19 protein-coding genes are annotated in these 18509 nt (G+C 56.5%); 12 read left to right on the top strand and 7 right to left on the bottom strand.

Translation table 11 applies throughout. From position 1 onward, the window contains the following. Window positions 1–758: 758 nt before the first annotated feature. A complete protein-coding gene (fimZ, locus tag L362_RS21445) occupies window positions 759–1391 on the top strand; it encodes a fimbria biosynthesis transcriptional regulator FimZ (RefSeq protein ID WP_008499339.1) in 633 nt (210 codons plus the stop codon). A 51-nt stretch (window positions 1392–1442) separates the two neighbouring features. Here the strand turns inward: fimZ and sfmF are convergent, their stop codons facing one another. From sfmF to fimA, 6 genes are all read right to left on the bottom strand, one after another. After that, complete coding sequence (gene sfmF, locus L362_RS21450) at window positions 1443–1964, bottom strand: fimbria assembly protein (protein WP_023343523.1); 522 nt, start codon at window positions 1962–1964, stop codon at window positions 1443–1445. 9 nt (window positions 1965–1973) lie between these two features. Next, the gene (fimH, locus tag L362_RS21455; RefSeq protein WP_021241603.1) at window positions 1974–2981 is read right to left on the bottom strand and encodes a type 1 fimbria D-mannose specific adhesin FimH; all 1008 of its coding nucleotides are present in this window, start codon (window positions 2979–2981) and stop codon (window positions 1974–1976) included. Beyond that, a complete protein-coding gene (locus L362_RS21460; RefSeq protein ID WP_023343522.1) occupies window positions 2974–5535 on the bottom strand; it encodes a fimbrial biogenesis usher protein in 2562 nt (853 codons plus the stop codon). Before L362_RS21460 ends, fimH begins: the two co-directional genes overlap by 8 nt. Before the next feature lie 14 nt (window positions 5536–5549). Further along, window positions 5550–6242 (bottom strand): type 1 fimbria chaperone FimC, encoded by a 693-nt coding sequence (gene fimC, locus L362_RS21465; RefSeq protein WP_023326827.1) that lies wholly within the window; start codon window positions 6240–6242, stop codon window positions 5550–5552. Window positions 6243–6276: 34 nt separating this feature from the next. Next, window positions 6277–6822: a type 1 fimbrial protein subunit FimI gene (fimI, locus tag L362_RS21470; RefSeq protein ID WP_008499334.1), complete on the bottom strand. Its 546-nt coding sequence runs from the start codon at window positions 6820–6822 to the stop codon at window positions 6277–6279. Window positions 6823–6890: 68 nt separating this feature from the next. After that, complete coding sequence (fimA, locus tag L362_RS21475) at window positions 6891–7454, bottom strand: type 1 fimbrial major subunit FimA (RefSeq protein WP_008499333.1); 564 nt, start codon at window positions 7452–7454, stop codon at window positions 6891–6893. A gap of 309 nt (window positions 7455–7763) precedes the next feature. On the opposite strand from fimA, the gene folD reads away from it, so the two are divergent. From folD to L362_RS21500, 5 genes are all read left to right on the top strand, one after another. Then, window positions 7764–8630, top strand: a complete 867-nt coding sequence (gene folD / locus L362_RS21480; protein WP_008499332.1) for a bifunctional methylenetetrahydrofolate dehydrogenase/methenyltetrahydrofolate cyclohydrolase FolD — start codon at window positions 7764–7766, stop codon at window positions 8628–8630. Window position 8631: 1 nt separating this feature from the next. Beyond that, entirely contained in the window at window positions 8632–8844 is a 213-nt protein-coding gene (gene ybcJ, locus L362_RS21485) for a ribosome-associated protein YbcJ (protein ID WP_004143016.1), read from the top strand. 283 nt (window positions 8845–9127) lie between these two features. Further along, the gene (locus L362_RS21490; protein ID WP_023343521.1) at window positions 9128–10627 is read left to right on the top strand and encodes a PTS transporter subunit EIIC; all 1500 of its coding nucleotides are present in this window, start codon (window positions 9128–9130) and stop codon (window positions 10625–10627) included. An 83-nt stretch (window positions 10628–10710) separates the two neighbouring features. Next, entirely contained in the window at window positions 10711–11727 is a 1017-nt protein-coding gene (gene malI / locus L362_RS21495) for a Mal regulon transcriptional regulator MalI (protein ID WP_021241606.1), read from the top strand. 73 nt (window positions 11728–11800) lie between these two features. Further along, a complete protein-coding gene (locus tag L362_RS21500; RefSeq protein WP_023343520.1) occupies window positions 11801–12322 on the top strand; it encodes a metal-dependent hydrolase in 522 nt (173 codons plus the stop codon). Window positions 12323–12408: 86 nt separating this feature from the next. Here L362_RS21500 and cysS read toward each other — a convergent pair whose 3' ends face one another. Continuing rightward, window positions 12409–13794 carry a cysteine--tRNA ligase gene (cysS, locus tag L362_RS21505; RefSeq protein WP_023293119.1) on the bottom strand — a complete coding sequence of 462 codons (1386 nt, stop codon included), beginning with the start codon at window positions 13792–13794 and terminating at the stop codon, window positions 12409–12411. Between the two features lie 174 nt (window positions 13795–13968). Between cysS and ppiB the strand changes: the two genes are divergently transcribed. The 6 genes from ppiB to mnmH all read left to right on the top strand — a co-directional run bounded on the left by ppiB (window position 13969) and on the right by mnmH (window position 18436). Continuing rightward, on the top strand, window positions 13969–14463 hold the full coding sequence (gene ppiB, locus L362_RS21510) for a peptidylprolyl isomerase B (RefSeq protein ID WP_008499327.1): 495 nt from the start codon (window positions 13969–13971) through the stop codon (window positions 14461–14463). 3 nt (window positions 14464–14466) lie between these two features. Further along, the gene (gene lpxH, locus L362_RS21515; RefSeq protein ID WP_023343519.1) at window positions 14467–15189 is read left to right on the top strand and encodes a UDP-2,3-diacylglucosamine diphosphatase; all 723 of its coding nucleotides are present in this window, start codon (window positions 14467–14469) and stop codon (window positions 15187–15189) included. Between the two features lie 136 nt (window positions 15190–15325). Continuing rightward, window positions 15326–15535, top strand: coding sequence for a YdgH/BhsA/McbA-like domain containing protein (locus L362_RS21520; protein ID WP_008499325.1), 210 nt, complete (start codon window positions 15326–15328; stop codon window positions 15533–15535). Between the two features lie 171 nt (window positions 15536–15706). After that, the gene (gene purE / locus L362_RS21525) at window positions 15707–16216 is read left to right on the top strand and encodes a 5-(carboxyamino)imidazole ribonucleotide mutase (RefSeq protein WP_021241611.1); all 510 of its coding nucleotides are present in this window, start codon (window positions 15707–15709) and stop codon (window positions 16214–16216) included. Next, window positions 16213–17280: a 5-(carboxyamino)imidazole ribonucleotide synthase gene (gene purK / locus L362_RS21530; RefSeq protein WP_023343518.1), complete on the top strand. Its 1068-nt coding sequence runs from the start codon at window positions 16213–16215 to the stop codon at window positions 17278–17280. Before purE ends, purK begins: the two co-directional genes overlap by 4 nt. 85 nt (window positions 17281–17365) lie before the next feature. Further along, window positions 17366–18436, top strand: a complete 1071-nt coding sequence (mnmH, locus tag L362_RS21535) for a tRNA 2-selenouridine(34) synthase MnmH (protein WP_023343517.1) — start codon at window positions 17366–17368, stop codon at window positions 18434–18436. Window positions 18437–18509 lie beyond the last annotated feature (73 nt).

Raw genomic sequence — 18509 nt, 5'->3', positions numbered from 1 at the left:
GCGTTTCAAAAATGTTAATTTTTAACAATAAAGTCGAAATTATAACTATTCCTAATTTATGGGCGAGAACCTTGTGATATGCCACAAATTGAACGAACGGCAGCACTTTCCTCCATCCGTTAAGTGAATGCAGACAGCGTTAACAAGATGATAATGATGTAAAAACAAGCAGCTTAGCGACTGCGCCCTGGAGTGAAAAGCGAAGCAGATAGCATGTTCTCCTGTGCAGGAGTTGCGGAGCTGAAGGTCAACCTTCACCCTTTCAGATGAAGGTCTGACGGCCTGCGAGGGCAATTGTTCACCTCATCAGACCGGGCGAGTCCCCCAAAATGATGCGTATTTTTGTTAACAATTGATCAACATACAGAGATATCTGTTATTTTTTGTTATTACATAAAGATGAAAATATGCGGTAAATGGGATAACAGGATATTTCCGCTAAATTTAAAAAAATAGCGATTCAGATCCAGAAGATAATACAAACCAATATCCTGTGATTAATTTACAGGGTTTTCGGAAAAAACTTACCCTGTATAATAAGAAGCGTACCAAATCTGAATAAGAAAAACCTTTTTGCCAACACCAGCCAAATGAGATGACCGCGCTGAGGCATAGTTCTTTTCATTACGTAAACAAGGATGCTTTCGCTCTTTCCAGGGAAATACTACGGTATAGGGATCTGCACATTATATCCTTCCGGCATTTCGAGAGTTTTACCAAACTCTGCATAACGCTTTTAACAATCTGAGGCATTAAAAATGAAACCGGCATCCGTTATCATTATGGACGAACATCCTATCGTCAGAATGTCGATAGAAGTCCTGCTACAGAAAAATAAGAATATCACAGTCAAGCTCAAGTCTGGCGATAGCCATGAAGTCCTTGACTGTATCCGTAATCACCCTATCGATCTGGTGATCCTTGACATTGAACTCACGGGCACGGATGCTTTCGCTTTACTTAAGAGAATCAGAAACTTAAACAAAGACATTAAGGTTCTGTTCCTCTCATCTAAATCAGAGTTATTTTACGCAGGTCGCGCCATTCGCGCCGGGGCAAATGGCTTCGTCAGTAAACGAAAAGATTTGGGTGAGATCTACAACGCCGTAGAAATGATCCTGATGGGCTATTCCTTTTTCCCATCGGAAACGCTGAACTTTATAAACCATTTGGGTTCAGGGAAAGGGATGGCAGTCGATATGCCATTATCAAATCGCGAGGTCACGGTATTACGCTATCTGGCGAATGGATTATCCAATAAGGAAATTGCTGAACAGCTACTATTAAGCAACAAAACCATTAGCGCGCATAAATCCAATATTTATTCCAAGCTGGGCGTGCAAAGCATCGTGGAATTAATTGATTACGCCAAAGCGCACGAGCTGCTTTAACCTGAATTCACTCCCTGCAGCTTATCTGAGCTGCAGGGAGTGCGGTCAGTGCTAATTATAGTTAATCATAAAGGTGGCATCCGCATCGGCTCGTCCGGGCTGAGGGTTATCTGCAGTGGCAATATAATTGGCATAAAACGACAATGTTGCATTCCCCTGCGCATCAACCGAGACCGGCTGGCTGGCCTGCTGGAGAGCCAGACGCGTTTTATCCGCATCCCTGATCTCTACCGCGACACGGCTCGCTGTACTGGCGTCGTTCAGCGCCAGCAAACCGTTATTGCTCCCGTCGGCTTTGCCCGAAAACGTAATCGACGCGGCGCCTGGCGGACAGCCAGTCAGCTTCAGCGTAAACGGCATGGGCTGCGTGCGGCTCCCGGTGGTGCTGAGCTGTTTCGTGGGCCAGGTGCCCAGCGTGACGGTCTTGTCGCTGTCGCTGCCTTCCACAACGCAGGTAAAATCGACAATATTGCCGTAGAGCCGAATGTTAATTTCACCCAACGCGGTGTCCGCCTGAGCCTGTGTGCAAAGCGCAAAGAGCGCCACGGTGAGAAAACGGATCCCGTTTCGCATATCGGCTCCTTAGTCGTAATCCACGCGCAAATACCCGCGCGAGGTGAAACGCCCTTCCGCTGGCTTGTTGCCCGTCACGCTCACCGGCCAGACGCGGATCCCCACCTTTGCCTGCGCGCTGTCGTCGAGGCGGAACGGAATTTTGCTTGTCAGGTTGTTAGGCGTTAGCGGCGCACCGCTCTCGTTGGCAATGATGAACCCGACGTCCGGGTTATCCGACACCAGCACATTATCAGAGACTTTCTCCGCCTCTACGCGCATCGTCAGCATGGCGTTCGCCTCGACGTTGGTGCATTTGATCGCAATGGTTTTGCTTTGCGATGAGACGCCCTCCGGTTTGTTACCTACGCCAGCCTTGCTGAACAAGGAGGCACCAATGTCGCCGAAATCAAACTCCACCACGTTCCCGGCGTTGATAGCGCAGCTTTGCGGCACCTGAATGGTACCGCTGTAGCTGATGGTATAGACCGGCGTGGTGAGCGGATCCGAGGAGGTGGTGGTGACGTAAACGCGGAACATGGTGGCGCGCGGGATCACGACCATATTAATAAAACGTCGGGTTACCTTAAGGCGGAAGACAAGGCTGGAGTCCTGAACGCCAAACGGTCTGTTTTTGGAGACGTTAGGATGGCTCCCCATCTGGATATAGTTTTTTGGCGGATAAAACACGCCAGCATAGCTGTCCGTGATTTTCATGGCTCCGTCCAGATAGTCGTTCAGCTTCAGATACTGATAGCCATCGCTCGTTCCCGTAACCTGATAATCGGTCACATAGCTACGCTTGGTGGTATTCCCGACCGTGCCCTTCGGGCAGACGGCATTGACCCCTACCCACTGCGACTTCTCGCTGAGCGTCACGACCTGTCCAATCTGGTTATTCGAGCTATTGAATTTGTCCGTCAGGTCGTAATGCACCTCCGTCGGCACGCCTTTTTCATTGACGCACACGGTGGCGAATGCGTTTGCCGCAGGCAGTAGCGCCAGAAGCGACAAGCCTAAGATGTGGGTTTTATTCACAGCGAATCCCCTTCATTGTGATTGCCTGTTGCAGGCTCTTTTCAGGCAAGCTGTAAGGCGCGCGACACTGAGACTGCGCCCCGTCGCCCCACTGGATCAGCAGCTCGCCCTCCAGCGGCAGCCCGCTCAGGTAAATTTGCCCGTCATCCCCCACCATGCTGGTGACCCCGCTTTGCGTTTCGCGGACCACCGCGCCAAACGGCACGGGCTGGTTGCCGCGCGTTACCGTCAGCAGGGCGCGCACGCCAATGCGAGTATCAAAGCTGGCGCGCACCAGCGCGCCTTTGGTCGGCACCACGCTGCTCACGTTGTTTTCGATGTCGGTGTTGTTGCTCATGGTGTTGGTATCCAGCGCCACGCGGTTGTAGCGGTAGACGGTGGCATACGGCATCACCGCATAGCCTCGCCAGTCGGTTCTCACGCCGGTCTGGTTTTCCACGCTGACGCCGGATGCCCCCGGCGCTTTGATCAGCACGTTGGTGTCGCCCAGCGGCTGGCTGAAGGTCACGCCGTCGGCATGACCGACGACCCCGCCGGAGAGCTGCCAGTTGAGATCGTGTTGATCGTCGCTGTAGTTGTAGCCCACGCCCAACGTGCCGTAGGTCGCCTGCCAGTTGGCGCTGGCGCTTCCGCTTGACCCGTTGGTGCTGGTGTGTCCCTGCGTCACGCTGTAGTTCAGGTTGCGGTCCTCCAGCAGCGTGCCGCTGACGCCGGTTTGCCAGCTTGTGTCGCCATCGCTGTTCCGGCTGGCGGATGCCGTGGCGTAGGCACGGTCAATCGCGCTGTCCCGGCGATAGCCCTGACGGGTAAAGATACTGAACGGCACGGAGACGTTAAACGACGCGATCCGGTCGGTGCCGTCGATCCCGACGGATTTGTTCCACGACCACGAAACGGAGTAGTTGATCCCCTTCATGCCCCCCGCATACCCCAGCTGGTACCAGAGGTTCGACTCGTCGGTACCCCAGTAGGTCTGCTCGCTGCCGGAGATATAGACCGAGCCGTAATCCCCCAGCGACTGAGAAACGTTAAGCTGGAAGCGGCCTTTTTTATTCCACGTCAGGTTGTGATAGCTCTGCACGTCCGGCACATCGTTATCGTCCTGGCTGTCGGCATACTGATAGCCTTCCATTGAGCGCCATGCCACATCGTCCAGGGTGTAAAACCCTTTTGTGGAGTAACGGTAGCCCAGCAGCTGGAAGTTGGTGCCAAAGCCGTTAAGGGATTTCGCATAGAGGAAGCGCAGGGACTGTCCTTCATGCTTGCTGTCGTCCGCGAGCTGGCTGCGGGCGTGGGTGATATCGAGCGAAACCGCGCCCCAGTCGCCCAGGTTTTTTCCGGCCCCGACGGCGACCGCGGTATAGCGTGACGCCAGCTGCGTTCCGCCGTAGAGCGTAAAGCCGTTGGCAAGCCCGGTAATCAGGGTGCCCTGGGTGAAGAACGGCGTATCCTGATCGCTGTTACCGCTGCGGTAATCCCCCGCGACGAGGTCATACTTCCAGCGCCCTTCACGCTGCAGAAGCGGCACGGTGGAGTACGGCACGGTATAGCGCTGCTGGGTACCGTCTTTCTCTTCTACCGTCACTTCCAGGTCACCGCTTGAGGAGGTGGGGTTGAGATCGGTAATCGCAAATGCGCCCGGCTGCACATAGCTTTGATAGATCACGTAGCCATTCTGACGCACCACCACTTTGGCGGGCGTCCGGGCGATCCCGCGTACGGTGGGCGCGTAGCCCTGCAGGCTGTCCGGATACATGCTGTCAGACGAGAAGAGCCGTCCGCCGCGGAACCCCATGCTGTCGAAGACGTCATTACCGGTATTGCTGTCGCCCAGGACCAGTTCGCTTTTCAGCGGGATCACGGTGCGCTGCGCCCAGGTGCCAATATTCTGCCACTCGCTGTGCCGCTGCCCGTTGGTCTGCGTGTATCGCCATGCGCCGTTGTTGCGCAGGCGCCAGGCGCCATAGTTCAGCCCGCTCTGCAGGTTGAGGTAATAGCTGTCGTCTTCGCTGCCCCGGTTGCCCGTAAAGCTGTAGTTCAGCAGCGCGGCGGGAATGCCTTCATCCCACTGTTCCGGCGGAATGTAGCCCCGGGCGCTGTTCTGCAATGCCACCTGCGGCAGGCTGACGTTCAGGCGCTGTGAGGCAAAGTTGAATACCGTTTCGCTGCCGGGAATGGCCGTGGTCAACGGGACGCAGGCCTCACCCTGGACCTGAGCCAGCTCGGGAAACGCCGCAACGTTGACGCCAAAGCGGTCCAGCATCGCGCGCGTAATACACGGCGATAGCCCGCCCGCCACCGGCGGCGTGTTCTCCGCCTGCTCAAAACGCACGTCCTGAGTCCCGATAAATTCATCGTTACGCCAGATATCCACGCGATAAACGCCGGGTGCCTGCTGGTGTCCTTGTTCAAAACGCGACAAATCCGCCACGCTGGCGGTGTCGTCGGACAGGAAGGCCGGGTTGAAATAGCTTTCGCTCCAGCCAGCCTGCGGCCAGAGCGCAGCCATCAGCGCCAGTGCAACCGGGCAGTAACGTCCCTGATGGTTTTTCATCGCCCTGACTCTGCTCACAGGTTGACGCTACGCGCCGGCGTGATGGCACCGTAGTCATTCACGCTCTGCCAGGAGAGCGTGCCGCCGGCACCGGCTGGCAGCACCTGCTGTGCCGCGCTTTTCGGCGCCACCATCAGGTTATCCAGCGTCTTCCCGCCCAGCTTCAGATTGACGAGGGTGATGTAATACGGAGACGCGTTGCTGACTTTGAGATGGTTACCCGCGCGCTCAAACCGCAGCTGGGAAAGCGCCTCTTCCGGCTGCATCGCCAGGTTGTTCGGGCGCACAAACAGCTTGATGCGCGAGAGGATAGCCAGCTGCAGCACGTTATTGTTTTCCGTTTTGGCTTTGTTCACTGACGGGATCGCTTTCACGTTCATATAAAACAGCGATTCACGGTCGGCAGGCAGCGCAGGCCCGGCGTAAATAATGCGCAGCGTGTTTTCACTGTCCGGCTCGCTAACAAACAGGGGCGGCGTGACGGCAAACGTTTTTTCTTTTTGCCCGTTCGCATTTTCGATCCACGCGTTAATTAAATAGCGTTCCTGTTTATTGCTGTTGGTGATCGCCAGCGACGTTTGCTTCGCGTCCGCCGGGTAAATAACGCGGGTGGCTCCCAGCGCAATACCGCCGGATGCATTCGCGCAGGCAGAAACCATCATTAAAATAAACGATAAAAAAAGTCCTGGTTTAATTAGGGTATTCATCACAACCGTACCTTTAATAATGTGTTCGCAGGTGTTATGGATAAATCAACGTAAACCAGACATCCGACTGAATTTTGCCTGGCTCGAGGTGTTCGGAAATAGCCCGATAGCGGGCGCTAAAATGGAACGCCAGCTCGCGGGTATCGATCGGCAGCCAGCTGACGGCCGTGGCATTTGGGATAATCTGACGCTGCTGCTCGTCAAAGAGCGCCAGCCCAACGCCGCTGCTGACAGGCGTTTCACCTGGTCGCGATGTCGCCAGAAAGACCTGAGGATCTTCTGCGGGTGTGGCCCCCTGAAACTGGATCCCCACGGTGCGCGAAACATCAACGCTGCAGTCCAGCAGCCGTACGGTGAAAGGCACATTCACCGTGGAAAAACTGCCCACGCCGGAAAATGAATTGGTTCGGTACTGCCCCATATCGATGCGCATATTCTGGCTGTCGGGCGCCACGGCGCAGCCGCCGTTCACCAGTTCACCTCTGAGATGAACCTTGCCACCTTCGATCACCACGGTATGCGCCGATGCCGGGCAAGCCATCGCAAGGGTTAACAGCAGTAGTGTTCCTGTCCTTGTCATCCTTTGTTCCTGGCAATAGCGTATGACGGGCCTCGTCCCTGAGGCCTGAACATCCCTGTGCGGAGGAATTATTCGTATTTCATAACGAAGGTGGCGTCAGCGTTCGCCTGGCCTGGCTCGGTAGTCGCAGCCGTGGATTTATAACGCGCGGTGAACTTCAGGGTGTTCGTCCCTTCGATCAGCGTCTGCGCAGCAGAGAAGGTCGCACCGTCTGGCGTCAGAACGCTGGATTTGCTGTCGAGGATCTCGATACCCACGCCTTTCGCGGTGTTGTCGTTGCTGCCGGAGGTGACGGCCAGCAGGGTTTTGTCGGTTGGGTCGATCTGACCGGTGAACGCAACAGCGGCAGTTTTGGCCACCAGCGGATCGCAATCGTTCAGTTCAATGTTGAACGGAATATTAGAGGTGGTGTCGCCCACTTTGGTGAATTTCGCGGTACGATACTGACCCAGATTAACGGTCTGCTCGGAAGAATCAGTATTTACTGAACAAGCCGCATTAACCAGCTCACCTTTAAAATGTACGGTACCGCCATTTACGGAAACCGGCGCAGCAGGATCCGCTGCATTTGCGGCACCCGCAACCAGGGCCAAAGTTGCAATAACAGTAGAAGCAATGTTGCTGAGTTTCATGTCTATTCCTTTAAAATGTAAATAACCCTTCCCGCGAAAAATCGGGAATAAGAAATACGTTCAATTGAGTAATTGAAAGCTTATTTCGGAGGAGACAAAGTAGCTCAGGAGGTGATTTTTAAATATGTCAAAACGCTGCCATTTTACCAGGTCACATCCTAATCCCGCCTAAGAAAATGACCATCCCTTAAGAAGGGTTTTTGCGTCTTGCGGATAAAAACGCGCAAAGGGTGACTGACAGCGGGGCTCGCTTCTGACAAAATACACGCATCCCCCCTTTCGAACGTTACAGACGGAATCTTCTCTCTGATGGCAGCAAAGATTATTGACGGTAAAACGATTGCGCAGCAGGTGCGCTCTGAGGTCGCGGAAAAAGTGAAGGCGCGTAAAGCGGCCGGAAAACGCGCCCCCGGGCTGGCCGTTGTGCTGGTTGGCAGTAACCCGGCATCGCAGATTTATGTCGGCAGCAAGCGCAAAGCGTGTGAAGAGGTGGGGTTCGTCTCCCGCTCTTACGATTTGCCGGAAACCACCAGCGAAGCAGAACTGCTGGAACTTATTGACACTCTGAACGCCGATAAAGAGATCGACGGTATTCTGGTTCAGCTGCCGCTGCCCGCCGGTATCGACAACGTGAAGGTGCTGGAGCGTATCGCACCGGATAAAGACGTGGACGGCTTCCATCCTTACAACGTTGGCCGCCTGTGCCAGCGCGCGCCGCGCCTGCGTCCGTGCACGCCGCGCGGTATCGTGACGCTGCTGGAGCGTTATAACATCGATACTTACGGCCTGAACGCCGTGGTCATCGGCGCGTCCAACATCGTGGGCCGCCCGATGAGCATGGAGCTGCTGCTGGCAGGCTGCACCACCACCGTTACCCACCGCTTCACCAAAAACCTGCGTCACCACGTTGAGAACGCCGATCTGCTGATCGTCGCGGTCGGTAAGCCGGGCTTTATTCCAGGTGAATGGATTAAAGAGGGCGCAATTGTCGTGGACGTCGGGATTAACCGTCTGGAAAACGGCAAAGTGGTCGGCGACGTGGTGTATGAAGATGCCGCCGCGCGCGCCTCTTACATTACCCCCGTACCGGGCGGCGTAGGCCCGATGACCGTCGCAACGCTGATTCAGAATACCCTGCAGGCGTGCGAAGAATATCACGACGTAGAGGACGCGTAAGATGGCCACATTTTCATTAGGCAAACACCCGCACGTTGAGCTGTGCGATCTGCTCAAGCTGGAAGGCTGGAGCGAAAGCGGCGCGCAGGCGAAAATTGCCATTGCCGACGGGCTTGTCAAAGTGGACGGTGCGGTGGAAACCCGCAAGCGCTGCAAGATTGTCGCGGGCCAGACCGTGAGCTTTGAAGGCCAGAGCGTGACCGTGACGGCGTAAGCCGTTTGATGCCCGGTGGCGCTGCGCTTACCGGGCCTACGTACTGTCTCCGTTTGTAGGCCGGGTAAGGCGAAGCCGCCACCCGGCAATTTCTATCTCTATCCCCTCACACCCATCACGGTTATTTATCGATCCACTTCAAATAATCAGTATTTCGTCTGTTGAAAAGTGAAAATTCAGTTGCGCGTTTTTCACGCTTTGCCCACGATAAGTAGAACGTTCTACTAAAACGTTCTACTTACAATAACAGCGCCAAAAAAAGCGCTACTCGGGGGAAATCAGCATGAGTCTGATATCAGGGTTTGTTAAATCGCTGTCTAAGTTATCGATGATTGGTCGCGCCTTAATGCTGCCAATTTCACTGCTTCCCGCTGCGGGCCTGCTGCTGGCCTTCGGCGATAAGTTCCATCTGCCGCTGATGATGAACGCGGGCGGGGTTATCTTTGATAACCTGCCGATGCTGTTTGCCATTGGCTCTGCCGTGGGCCTGGCGTCAGAATCCGGCATTGCGGCGCTGTCTGCGGCGGTGTCGGTGTTTGTCACCAATATCACCATCAGCACCGTGCTGAGCATCACGCCGGAAATGGCCTCCCAGGGCGGGAAATACGCCATGGTGGTGGGCATTCCGACGCTGCAGATGGGCGTCTTCGGCGGCCTGATCTGCGGTATTCTCGCGGCCTGGTGCTATAACCGCTTCCACACCATGCAGCTTCCGGAATTCCTGGGCTTCTTCTCCGGCAAGCGCTTCGTGGCGATTGCAACGGCGTTCCTCTCGTTCCTGATGGGGCTGCTGCTGCCGTACGTGTGGCAGCATATCCAGGCCGGTATCGACGCCCTCTCCGTGATCGTTAACGGCGATAATCAGGCGGCCTCGACCTTTATCTTCGGTCTGGTGGAGCGCGCGCTGATCCCGCTCGGTCTGCACCATATCTGGTATCCGTCGTTCTGGTATTCGTTTGGGGATTACACCACCCAGGCAGGCCAGGTGATCCACGGCGACCAGACCATCTGGTTCAAGATGCTGGAAGAAGGGGTGAAATCCTTCAGCAGCGACACCTACCAGAACGCCGGTAAGTTCATGCAGGGGGAATTCCCGCTGATGCTGTTCGCGCTGCCTGCGGCGTGCCTGGCGATGTATCACGAAGCCCATACGAAGAATAAGAAAATCGCGGCCGGTATTCTGTTCTCCGCGGCGCTGACCTGCTTCCTGACGGGGATTACCGAACCGGTTGAGTTTACCTTTATCTTCGTGGCGCCGATTCTGTACGTCTTTAACGCCATCATGGCGGGTCTGGCCTACATGACCATGTACCTGCTGCATGCGCATATCGCCAAGTCGTTCTCTGCAGGCTTTATCGACTATCTGTCATTCGGGATCCTGCCGTCGTTTAACGGCTACCAGACCCACTTCCTGAGCGCCATTATCATCGGCATTCCAATGGGCCTGATTTATTACTTCACGTTCCGCTTTGTGATCCGTCGTTTCGACGTGAAAACGCCGGGCCGCACCGAAGTAACCGCCAACGCGGATGAGAAATCGGATTCCGAGCTCGCGACCGAGATCATCACCCTGCTGGGTGGCGCGCATAACATCGACTCCGTCGGCGCCTGTATCACTCGCCTGCGTCTGGAAGTGGCAAAAAGCGACGCGGTGGATAAAGACGGCCTGAACGGACTCGGCGCGCGCGGCGTAGTGTTTGTCGGCGACAACGGTATTCAGGTGATTTTCGGTGCCAGAGCACAGTTTATCGCCCAGACCATGTCCACCATGATCGGCAAATAATAAGATGCCTGAACGACACGTCTCCTGTACGCTGGGAGACGTGTTTTATCTGGCTGATAATCGGTAAATTTCAGGGAGCGGTTTTGAAGAAAGTCAGCATTATTGATGTCGCGAAGCATGCGGGCGTGTCGGTTTCCACCGTCTCGCTGGTGCTGCGCCAGAAAGGGAAAATCTCAGAGGCAACGATCGAGAAGGTCAACGCTGCCATCAATACCCTGGGCTATGTTCATAACGTTGCCGCTGCCAACCTTCGCGCCAATACCTCCAACCTGATTGGCCTGATCCTCCGTGACTTTAGCGACAGCTTCTCCATCAAGGTGATGGCGAGCATCGTTCAGGATCTTGAAAAACAGGGATATATGGTTTTTCTCGGTCAGCCCCAGAACGACCATGACCAGCTTGAGCGCTGCCTGCTGTCGTTTAAGCAGCAGGGCGTCGCCGGGGTGATCTATCTGGCCTCGGATACCCGCACCGCCACCCTCCCGGAAAAAATTCGCCACTGCCCGCTGCCGCTGGTGGTGGTCTCGCAGTCGCTGCTGGATGAAAAATGCAATCTGGTGATGCGCGATAACCGACAGGCGGCCAGTCTGGCGGTGCGTTATCTTATCGAGCGCGGTCATCGTAATATCGCCTACATTGGCGGACGCGAAGGCTGCCTTATCCGCGAGCAGCGCCTGCTCGGCTTTCGCAGCGCGATGGCGCAAAACGGGCTGGTCTGGCGCGATGAATACTCGCCGGCCTGCAGCGATGACACGCTGGCAGCGGGTTTTGCCACCCGCCAGCTGCTGGAAAAAAACAATACCATCACCGCCCTGCTCTGCCACTCGCCGGATGCCATGATCGGCTCCATCTCCGGTATTCATCAGGTCGGGCGTACGGTGGGTAAAGATGTGTTTCTGACGCAGCAGGTCGCCCTGGTCGGTTTCGAAGATATGCTCCACGTTAACCTCACCTCACCCTCGTTTACCTACGTCTCGTCCGCCAGCGAAGAGACGGGGCGTCAGGCGGCCGGGCTGATTATTCGCACGCTGAAGGAGCCGACGCTGCAAACCCAGCGCATTACGCTTTCCGGGCAGCTTATCGCACGCGAGTCGGCGTAAAATCAGAATTTCGCACAGGTTTTTTAGCGCGGAATGACTGCTATATTTCCATGATTTGCCATGGATAATCACAATGCCTACCGTCATTACACACGCTGCTGTTCCGCTTTGCCTGGGCTTAGGCCTGGGGACAAAAGTTATCCCACCCCGCCTGCTGTTTGCCGGTATTGTCCTCGCCATGCTGCCGGACGCCGACGTGCTGGCGTTCAAGTTCGGCGTCGCGTACGGCAACGTTTTCGGCCATCGGGGCTTTACCCACTCCCTGCTGTTTGCCTTCGTGGTGCCGATACTTTGCGTACTGACTGGACGACGATGGTTCAGGACCAGCCTGACGCGATGCTGGCTGTTTTTAACCGTGTCACTGCTGTCGCACAGCCTGCTGGATTCGATTACCACAGGCGGGAAAGGCGTCGGCTGGCTGTGGCCGTGGTCAGATGAACGCTTCTTTGCGCCGTGGCAGGTGATCAAGGTCGCGCCGTTTGCGCTCTCACGCTATACCACGCCGTACGGGCATCAGGTGATTATTTCAGAACTGCTGTGGGTGTGGCTGCCGGGTGTGGTGCTGATGGGGTTGCTGTGGTGGAAAAGAAGGTAAAAAAAAGCCGGGTGGCGGCTGCGCCTTACCCGGCCTACTTTTGCCCGTAGGCCCGGTAAGCGTAAGCGTCACCGGGCGTTACAGACTTACTTACGGCGCCAGGTCGTTCCCTGCGGGCCGTCTTCCAGAATGATGCCCATCTCGGTCAGACGGTTACGCGCCGCATCGGCCGCCGCCCAGTCCTTCGCCTGACGCGCTTCCAGACGCGCCTTGATCAACGCTTCAATCTCCGCCACTTCACCGTCGTCCGCCTGCGCACCGCTCTGCAGGAACGCGTCCGGCTCCTGCTCCAGCAGGCCGAGCACGGCAGAGAGCTTACGCAGATGGGACGCCAGCGCATTCGCGGCCGCCATATCCTCGGACTTCAGGCGGTTCACTTCGCGCGCCATGTCGAATAGCACGGAGTAGGCTTCCGGGGTGTTGAAGTCGTCGTTCATCACCTCAACGAAGCGTGCTTCGAACGCTTCGCCGCCTGCCGCCGGAACAGACTTGTCGGTTCCGCGCAGCGCGGTGTAAAGACGCTCCAGCGCCGAGCGCGCCTGCTTCAGGTTCTCTTCGCTGTAGTTCAGCTGGCTGCGATAGTGGCCAGACATCAGGAAGTAGCGCACGGTTTCCGCGTCGTAATACTTCAGCACGTCGCGCACGGTAAAGAAGTTACCCAGCGATTTCGACATCTTCTCGCGGTCAACCATTACCATCCCGGAGTGCATCCAGTAGTTCACGTACTCGCCGCCGTGGGCGCAGGTGGACTGCGCGATTTCGTTTTCGTGGTGAGGGAACATCAGGTCTGAACCGCCGCCGTGAATGTCGAAGTGCTTGCCCAGCTGTTTGCAGTTCATCGCGGAACATTCAATGTGCCAGCCCGGACGGCCGTCGCCCCACGGGGATGGCCAGCTTGGTTCACCCTCTTTGGACATCTTCCACAGCACGAAGTCCATCGGGTTACGCTTCACGTCAACCACATCAACGCGGGCACCGGCCTGGAGCTGGTCCAGATCCTGACGGGAAAGCGCACCGTAGGTTGGGTCCGTCGGCACGGAGAACATCACGTCGCCGTTGTCGGCAACATACGCATGACCGCGGGCGATCAGCTTCTCGGTGATGTCGATGATTTCGTGAATATGGTGGGTCGCGCGCGGCTCGCTGTCCGGACGCAGAATATTCAGGGCGTCGAAGTCTTTGTGCATCTCAGCGATCATGCGATCCACCAGCGCGACAAAGCTTTCGCCGTTTTCATTCGCGCGCTTGATGATCTTATCGTCGATGTCGGTGATGTTGCGCACATATTTCAGCTTGTACCCCAGAAAACGCAGGTAGCGTGACACCACGTCGAAGGCGACAAAGGTACGGCCATGGCCAATGTGACAGAGATCGTAAACCGTAATACCACACACGTACATGCCGACTTCCCCGGCATGGATAGGTTTAAATTCCTCTTTTTGGCGCGTCATTGTATTAAAGATTTTTAACATCGAAGATTCCATGTAAACACGTGTGTGGTTGAAAACCGGCTATTCTACCCGTAATTCAAACCCGAAGCAGCACACAATGCAAGGTGATCGCATCCTGTGGTTATGCTATAACAAGCCCCTATAGATGACCCGAAGGCGGGTCGACGTACCACAATAACGGAACAGGATGCAAAAATGGTTACTTTCCACACTAATCATGGCGATATCGTAATCAAAACCTTTGATGACAAAGCGCCTGAAACAGTTAAAAACTTCCTGGACTACTGCCGCGAAGGTTTCTACAACAACACCATTTTCCACCGCGTGATCAACGGTTTCATGATCCAGGGCGGCGGTTTCGAACCTGGCATGAACCAGAAAGCCACTAAAGAGCCGATCAAGAACGAAGCGAACAACGGCCTGAAAAACACCCGCGGCACGCTGGCGATGGCACGTACTCAGGCGCCTCACTCTGCGACCGCGCAGTTCTTCATTAACGTGGCGGACAACGACTTCCTGAACTTCTCCGGCGAAAGCCTGCAGGGTTGGGGCTACTGCGTATTCGCAGAAGTGGTTGAAGGTATGGACGTGGTTGACAAGATCAAAGCCGTCTCTACTGGCCGCAGCGGTATGCACCAGGACGTTCCAAAAGAAGACGTTGTGATTACCAGCGTGACCGTCAGCGAGTAATTGGTGGCGACACTCTTTATTGCGGATCTTCATCTGCAAACAGAAGAACCGGCGATAACCGCCGGTTTTCTGCGTTTTTTACGCGGTGAAGCGAAAAACGCCGATGCGCTGTACATCCTGGGCGACCTCTTTGAAGCCTGGATTGGCGACGACGACCCTAACCCGCTGCACCGTGAAATGGCCGCCGCCATTCACGCGCTGGTCGATTCCGGCGTCCCCTGCTACTTCATTCACGGCAACCGTGATTTCCTGGTCGGCAAGCGCTACGCCCGTGAAAGCGGCATGACGCTGCTGCCGGAAGAACAGGTGCTCGACCTCTACGGCCGCAAGGTCCTGATCATGCACGGCGACACGCTCTGCACCGACGATACCGGCTACCTGGCGTTTCGCGCCAAAGTCCACACCCCGTGGATCCAGAAGGTGTTCCTTGCCCTGCCGCTCTTTATCCGCAACCGCATCGCCGCCAGAATGCGCGCAGGCAGTAAAGCCGCCAACAGCAGCAAATCCATGACCATCATGGACGTCAATCCGCAGGCGGTCGTGCGGGTGATGGAAAAGCATGACGTTCAGTGGCTGATCCACGGTCATACCCATCGTCCTGACGTGCATTCCCTCATCGCCAACGGCCAGCCCGCACACCGCGTGGTATTGGGTGCCTGGCACACCGAAGGTTCCATGGTCAAAGTCACGCCTGAGGGCGTGGAGCTGATCGCGTTTCCGTTTTAACCTCCTCCACATCATTCTATTTTTTTGAACAATATCGGCAAATTGTTTCGATTTTAATCCGCCCGTGGTCGGCCTATTATTTATCACATCAGGGCAACACGCCCTATCCCAGACAAAACACTTAAGGAATACGACCATGAAATCCATCAAAACTTTCGTTGCAGTTGCGGCTCTCTCCCTGGTTTCTTTCGGTTCTTTCGCGCAGAGCGTGAGCGCAACCGCCTCTACCCTTGACCGCGCAGAAGCGAAAATCGCTGCACAGGCTGCTGAACAGGGTGCGTCTTATAAAATCACCAGCGCGAAGGTCGACAATCGCGTGTATATGACCGCAGAACTGACGAAATAATGATTGCCCCTCGACGAAAACAGACCGCCAGAATGCGGTCTGTTTTGTTATGAACTGATGGCAACAACGGCTCAAGATTTAACCGCGCAACCGTTTTCCTTGCCCGTATAACATGCTATTCTCTGTGCCCTCGAAAGCAGTGTGTTTCGCACCACAGGAGTTTTAAGACGCATGTCTTCCCGCAATAATCCGGCGCGTGTCGCCATCGTGATGGGGTCCAAAAGCGACTGGGCTACCATGCAGTTCGCCGCCGAAATCTTTGACATCCTGAATGTTCCGCACCACGTTGAAGTGGTCTCTGCACACCGTACGCCGGACAAACTGTTCAGCTTCGCCGAAAGCGCCGAAGAGAACGGTTATGAGGTGATCATCGCCGGTGCGGGCGGCGCAGCACATCTGCCGGGCATGATTGCCGCCAAAACCCTGGTGCCGGTTCTGGGCGTACCGGTTCAGAGCGCCGCGTTAAGCGGTGTGGACAGCCTCTACTCCATCGTTCAGATGCCGCGCGGTATTCCTGTCGGCACGCTGGCGATTGGCAAAGCGGGTGCCGCAAACGCCGCCCTGCTGGCCGCGCAGATCCTGGCGACGCACGATAAAGACTTACATGAGCGTCTGGCAGCGTGGCGTAAAGCCCAGACCGACGAAGTGCTGGACAACCCGGACCCGCGGGGTGCGGCATGAAGCAGGTTTGCGTCCTTGGTAACGGCCAGTTAGGCCGCATGCTGCGTCAGGCCGGTGAGCCGCTGGGTATTGCCGTCTGGCCCGTCGGGCTGGACGCCGAGCCGGAAGCCGTCCCATTCCACCAGAGCGTGATCACCGCCGAGATTGAACGCTGGCCGGAGACCGCTCTGACCCGCGAGCTGGCGCGTCATAACGCCTTCGTTAACCGCGACGTGTTCCCGATCGTTGCCGACCGCCTGACGCAAAAGCAGCTGTTCGACAAGCTCGGCCTCGCGACCGCGCCGTGGCAGCTCCTGTCTGATAAAAGCGAGTGGAACGACGTCTTCGCCATGCTGGGCGAACTGGCGATCGTGAAGCGCCGCGTGGGTGGCTACGACGGCCGCGGCCAGTGGCGCCTGCGCGCAGGCGACACCGCCGAGCTGCCGGATGACTGCTACGGCGAGTGCATCGTTGAGCAGGGCATTAACTTCAGCGGTGAAGTCTCGCTGGTTGGCGCGCGCGGGCATGACGGCCGCACGGTGTTTTATCCGCTGACGCATAACCTGCATCAGGACGGCATTCTGCGCACCAGCGTCACCTTCCCGCACGCCAATGCCGACCAGCAGGCGCAGGCGGAAGAGATGCTCTCTGCCATCATGCACGAACTCGGTTATGTCGGCGTCATGGCGATGGAGTGCTTTATCACCCCGTCCGGTCTGCTGATCAATGAACTTGCGCCGCGCGTGCACAACAGCGGCCACTGGACGCAAAACGGCGCCTCCATCAGCCAGTTCGAGCTGCACCTGCGCGCCATTACCGACCTGCCGCTGCCGCAGCCGGTGGTGAACAGCCCGTCGGTGATGATCAACCTGATCGGGACCGATCTGAACTACGACTGGCTGAAGCTGCCGCTGGTGCATCTGCACTGGTATGACAAAGAGGTCCGCGAGGGTCGTAAAGTCGGCCACCTGAACCTGAACGACAGCGACACGGGCCGTCTGAGCGCCACGCTGGAAGCCATGATCCCGCTCCTGCCGCCGGAATACGCGAGCGGTATTGTCTGGGCACAATCTAAGCTTAAATAGTTCTCCCTCCGCCGGGGAGTTGACCTCCTCTTTCCCCGGCGTACAATTCCCGCCCATTGCTGCTTAGCTTTCTTCTGGAATAACCATGAACGATGGAACGGACTATCGCGCGATCCTCGCGTCCGATACCCCTTTAATCGACGTTCGCGCGCCGATCGAATTTGCCCAGGGCGCGATGCCAGCGGCAGTCAACCTGCCTTTAATGAACGATGACGAGCGCGCCGCCGTCGGCACCTGTTATAAACGTCAGGGACCGGACGCCGCGCTGGCGCTCGGCCATCGCCTGGTGAGCGGCGACACGCGTGACGCCCGCATCAACGCCTGGCGCGAAGCCAGCCTTGCCCATCCTGAGGGCTTTCTCTGCTGCGCGCGCGGCGGCCAGCGCTCGCATATCTCGCAGGCCTGGCTGAAAGAGGCGGGTATCGACTACCCGCTGATCCGCGGCGGCTATAAGGCCCTGCGCCAGACGGCGATTCAGGTGACCATCGAGCAGTCGCAAAAGCCGATGGTGCTTATCGGCGGCTGTACTGGGAACGGTAAAACCCTGCTGGTGAAGCAGCACGCGCAGGGTATCGATCTGGAAGGGCTGGCGCACCATCGCGGCTCGTCATTTGGCCGCACGCTCACGCCGCAGCTTTCTCAGGCCAGCTTTGAAAATCACCTTGCGGTTGAGCTATTGAAAAAAGACGCCGCGCGCTGGGTACTGGAAGATGAGGGCCGGATGATTGGCTCCAACCACCTGCCGGCCTGCCTGCGCGACCGCATGGTTGAAGCCCCTATCGTCGTGGTCGAGGATCCGTTTGACATTCGTCTTGAGCGCCTGCGCGAAGAGTATTTCGACCATATGTGGGCGGACTTTTCTGCCGCCTACGGCGAGGAAGCGGGCTGGAAAGAATACAGCGAGTACCTGCATCACGGCCTGTTCGCCATACGCCGCCGTCTTGGGCTGCAGCGCTTTGCGGAATTTACCGCGCTGTTAGACTCCGCGCTGCTGGAACAGCAACGCTCTGGCCGCACTGACGCGCACTTCAGCTGGCTTGTACCGCTCCTGAACGACTATTACGACCCGATGTACGGCTATCAGCTGGAGAAAAAGGCGGAAAAGATTGTGTATCGCGGGACGTACGAAGAAATTGCTGAGTGGCTTGATCGCTGAAAAATAAAGCCGGGTGGCGGCTACGCCTTACCCGGCCTACGCGTACTGTTGTGGCCCCGGTAAGCGCAGCGCC

This window comes from Enterobacter sp. MGH 16 (genome assembly GCF_000493175.1).
Classification (GTDB): domain Bacteria; phylum Pseudomonadota; class Gammaproteobacteria; order Enterobacterales; family Enterobacteriaceae; genus Enterobacter; species Enterobacter roggenkampii.
Note: the sequence above shows the minus strand (reverse complement) of the source record. Positions and strands in the feature narration are given on the sequence as shown.